This window comes from Mycobacterium persicum (assembly GCF_002086675.1).
GTDB classification, from domain to species: domain Bacteria; phylum Actinomycetota; class Actinomycetes; order Mycobacteriales; family Mycobacteriaceae; genus Mycobacterium; species Mycobacterium persicum.
Genome location: NZ_MVIF01000182.1, coordinates 1 through 4,288 on the forward strand (window position 1 = coordinate 1; position 4,288 = coordinate 4,288).

The 4,288-nt window shown below is 61.8% G+C and carries 2 protein-coding genes and 1 pseudogene; 1 reads left to right on the plus strand and 2 read right to left on the minus strand.

The window, feature by feature from the left end:
* Positions 1 to 84: 84 nt before the first annotated feature.
* Together BST40_RS27385 and BST40_RS27390 are read right to left on the minus strand one after the other, a co-directional pair.
* A pseudogene (locus BST40_RS27385) lies at positions 85 to 927 on the minus strand (YcaO-like family protein); the annotation flags it as partial.
* A 961-nt stretch (positions 928 to 1,888) separates the two neighbouring features.
* A complete protein-coding gene (locus tag BST40_RS27390) occupies positions 1,889 to 3,004 on the minus strand; it encodes a hypothetical protein (protein WP_075547462.1) in 1,116 nt (371 codons plus the stop codon).
* Between the two features lie 210 nt (positions 3,005 to 3,214).
* On the opposite strand from BST40_RS27390, the gene BST40_RS27395 reads away from it, so the two are divergent.
* Positions 3,215 to 3,715 (plus strand): FKBP-type peptidyl-prolyl cis-trans isomerase, encoded by a 501-nt coding sequence (locus tag BST40_RS27395; RefSeq protein WP_244174516.1) that lies wholly within the window; start codon positions 3,215 to 3,217, stop codon positions 3,713 to 3,715.
* Positions 3,716 to 4,288: the final 573 nt, after the last annotated feature.

The following is a 4,288-nucleotide window of genomic DNA, read 5'->3' on the forward strand; positions in this document are numbered from 1 at the left end:
TCGGGGAAACTCTCCATCCCCGCCCTCGGGTCACTAATTATCAGGGGGCGAGTGCCTCACCCAAGGTTGGCAGAGAGGGAAAGGCGACCTCAAATCAGCGCTGAAACAGTAAAAGTCGTCCCACGTGGTAACCATGGCGATCTGCACTTGACTTCCGGCTCGGCAAATCTTCTCGACCAGCTCGGCGCAATCCGAGCTCATCAAAACGGCGTCGAGAGGCACCTCGAACAACGTCAGTCCCGGTTCAGCGGTAGCCAGGGCGTGTCGTTCCATGATCTCGTACAACCCATGCAGACACGCTTCGTAATAACTGTTGCCCGACGCCAATCCCGTAGTCTCCATTGAGAACATCGGCGGATCCCAGCTATCGGCGACCGCGACGTTCACAACCACGGATAACCAGGGAACCCAGGTCCGGCGGCCAGTCAACAACGTGGTAGCGATCATCCAATCAAGGTTGGCTCCAGGATGGTAGAGGCTGCCAGCTGGACGACGTAGCTGCGCCGGATCGTACGTCAGAGCGGACGGTAAACCCGTAGTGGTCGTGGCGAACAAATCGGGTGTGACATTCTCGGCGTGCCAATTCTCCAGGGATTCCATGACGGCAGAGACTTGGGCCGCGCGGTAGGTGGCGGCCTTTCCCTGACTGACCGACAACGTCAAAGACGCCGGGCGCACCGCCTGCACGGTCGGGATTCCGAGATCATCCAGCCAGGTTAGATCGGCAACCCGGGTGATACCGGCCCGCTCATACACCGGTTGCAGAGCTCGCCAGGTCTGCTCGGGAGAGATGATCCGGTGAGTACCTGCCCGATGCCCAATGGTCGTCGGGTCGGCATGACCCAATACCCTTACCGGCCAATAAGACCAATCCGGACCCAACACGTTTCCCGCGTCGGAACCACCCGACGGCGCCACGGCCACAATGCTCCTTGCCACGGGTCGGCGGGGCCTCACGACTAGAGTTATATCGTCTAATGAAGCCCCGCCGAACGACTGGTTTTACTGGTCGAAGTTGTCTGAACTGAACATGGCGGGCATATAGGCCGAGTAGGAAGCCTCCTGCTCGGTGAACAGAAGTTCGTATGACATGGGATCACCTCCTTTTCTAACACCGGTCCGGCAAACGAATCCGCCTGGGCAGAATCAGTTTCGCCATCATCTGCAAACTCGCGACACCGTCGTACGGCGAGTGTGTCCGGACGCCATCATGTGCCGATCTGCATAAATGCCTTGCCCCAGGGGTATTTATTGCCTGTCGAATCGAACAACCAATCTTCGTCGCCATCGCCGAGGGGAGATCGCTACGGGCGGAATGCCTGATGACGGCCACGATTCAGAACACTGACGAGATCCGTGGAGCCGGTGAACTCAGGAGCGGCCGAAACTTCGAGAACCCGGCCCACCGATCGAGGAGGTCGTCGGCAATATCGCGTTATCGGTTCAGCGACCACCGATGTCCATGGAAACCTGCTCGTCTGCAACAAACGGCGCCTCGTCCTCAGTCTGCGCGTCATACCTTCATGTGCGGTGGATCTCGCAAAAAGCCTGGGAACACCTTGCGTTGCCAGGTATGTTGATACGACTGATACCTCACGATGACCACTCTAGTGACCTAATGTATGGTGGTACATAGCATTTCGCACCACGTTGCGGGTAATCTGCACTATCATCGACTCGCTGTTGCGGATGGAAATGAGCCTGTCAGCCATGCTGTTGACGAAGCCCGTTCGGATCGCCGCTACTGTCTTTGAGTTCCCTGCTCATTTTTCGAAAGCGGCTGTGCGGCAGTTATTTGCGGTGACCCTATCCGAGAACCTGCGTGGCTCGTCCGAACGCATGCGACGTTGCTCGGTTACGATCTGACGCAACGCAGCGATCCGCATGGTCACGGCTGGCGTAGATCTCGACGAAGATTCTCATAAATCGTCTGTGCCCTGCGCAACTGGCGGTGCAGGGAGGTAGGAAAGCGTTCGATCGATAGCGGCTGACGTTGGTGCGGCGCAATATCTGGCCGCGCCCGGGCCTCGCGGAACAACACATCATGCAGTTTCGGACAACGAGTGTCGTAGCCTGAGCGCGCGATAGCAGGCGCGGCGCCGGGATCGCGAGGGGATAGCCCGAGAAACGCGCCGAGCGCGCCAAGCCGGGCGGCCGGATCGGCCTGCACCGCAGCAAAATCGACCAGGGCCATCCCTTCGTCGCCGGCCAGGGTGTTGTTCCGTAGGTCGTCCAGCGCGGACCACGCGAAGTGACGATCGCTGAACGGCCGCGCCAGTGCCTCCGGCAGCGCGGCAAGGGCGCAGGGCGGGGTGCCCAGGTAAGGCCCGAAGTCACCGATGCCGCCCAGCCTGTTCTGACGGGCCTCGTTGGCCCAGACTTCGCGCTGCAGACTGGGCATACCGAACAGCGCGCTCTTATGCCAATGGGCATGCAGACGGCATTCGTCGAGTCCGCTGAAGTCGCGTTCCTCACGCAGATCGGCCAAGAAGGCATCCCAGGATGCCAACGCGGCGGGCGGGCAGCCCGCCTGCGCCGAGGCGGTCATCCACAGCTGGGGGCTGGCCTCGGCACCGCCCGACAACAGCTCCGCCAGGCCGAGTGTCATCAGGATCAGCGACTCCAAGGCCAATGCGGGCTGGCGTACCAACACCAGAGTCCGATCGATGATCGCGCACCATGCCTGCCACTCGCGATCGGGCCCGATGTGTTGGGCAGTCTCCTTGATCAGCACTACCGCCGGCCGGGAGGTTGGGCGTGGGCTAGCCGCGGCAACCGCGTCGGCGATGAGCCCGAATGTCTCGGCCACCCGGGTGTCGGCCAGCAGATGGTATTGCCCCGCTGGCTCGGTCAGCACCGCATCAACCTGATAGTGCCGTGCTAGCGCGTTGGCGAGCACCGTCGAGCCGGTCCGCGGCGGCGATAGGAGCAGAACGAGGCGGAGTCGGCCGGCCGCCACCCGCTGGAGTAAGTAGCCGTAGCTTGGCAGTTGGGCAATATCCATGCTTCGTTGCCAGAAGTAGTGTCAGCTACGTGCACAATGTTCGGTTGCAACCCATGGGGCATGAATACCACGTACGGGTATGCGGTACCAACGGCGGCGATGTCGGTAGTCTGGGATGGGATCGGCGGCTGTGTCAGTGGCTGTAGTGTGACACCGGTGAAGTCCTCCTTGGTGAATTCCGCGGTCGCGCTGGCGGCCTGTGTTGCGGCAATGACCCTGACGATCAGTGCATCGGGCAAGGCAACCGCAGCCGCATCGTGTCCAACCGCCGCACCGCCGAACAGCGCAGCACCGGACTGGACGCTGGCTGGGACCACCGGCAGCATCGCGGTCACCGGATCCATGGATGCAGCTCCGCAAGTGAAAGTGACGACACCGTTCAGCGTGACCCAGACGCAGGTGCACACGCTCCACGCCGGAGACGGACCGGTGGTCCCGGGCACGGCCAAGGTTTCCGTTTGCTACATGGGCGTCAATGGACGTGACGGGTCCGTGTTCGACAGCAGCTATGAACGGGGCGCCCCGGTCGACTTCCCGCTTGGCGGAGTCGTACCGGGCTTCCAGAAGGCCATTGCGGGGCAAACCGTGGGTTCCACCGTGGCCGTCGCAATGACATCCGCGGACGGCTACCCCAACGGGCAGCCCAGCGCTGGAATCCGGCCGGGCGACACGCTCATCTTCGCGATCAAGATCCTCAGCGCCTCGAGCTGAGCGACAATCTGGAGCCCCCCACCGAATCAGCCGTTACGTCACCAGACGACCCTCAAGGCCGGCAGCCCGGAATAACGCTCGCTTCGCGATGCGACCAGCAGTGAAGAACGGACCCGAGTACGCCGACCCCCTTCCTGGCGAAGCGGAACGTCAAGGGGCATGGACACCTCCTTCCCTAGCCAAACCGCTGTGCCGGATCCAGTGCATCAGGGCCGTCGCGGCGAACACGATCGTCAGCTGGGCGTCGATCGATTCACGCCTGTGGCGATAGTTCCGGCGGGCTTACAGAGGCGACATCGCTTCCGACTTTGTTATCGGTATCGACGGCCGGCATGTGCTGCGGTGGCCCGCTTTGCCGCGCCAGCGACGAGATCATCGGTATTTGTCGACCTGCCGAGTTGGCGATATTGCTGGGGTGGCCACCGGCCGAAGCCAGCTGAGCCAGCTGATTCATGGTTTCCGTGAGCTGACCCACTGTGGGCAGTTGCGCAAAACTGGCTCTTCGCAGATGAGGGTGTAGAGGTGGTCGGCGCGTCGTTGCCGGGATAGGGGTCGAGGTCTTCCGAAGATGAG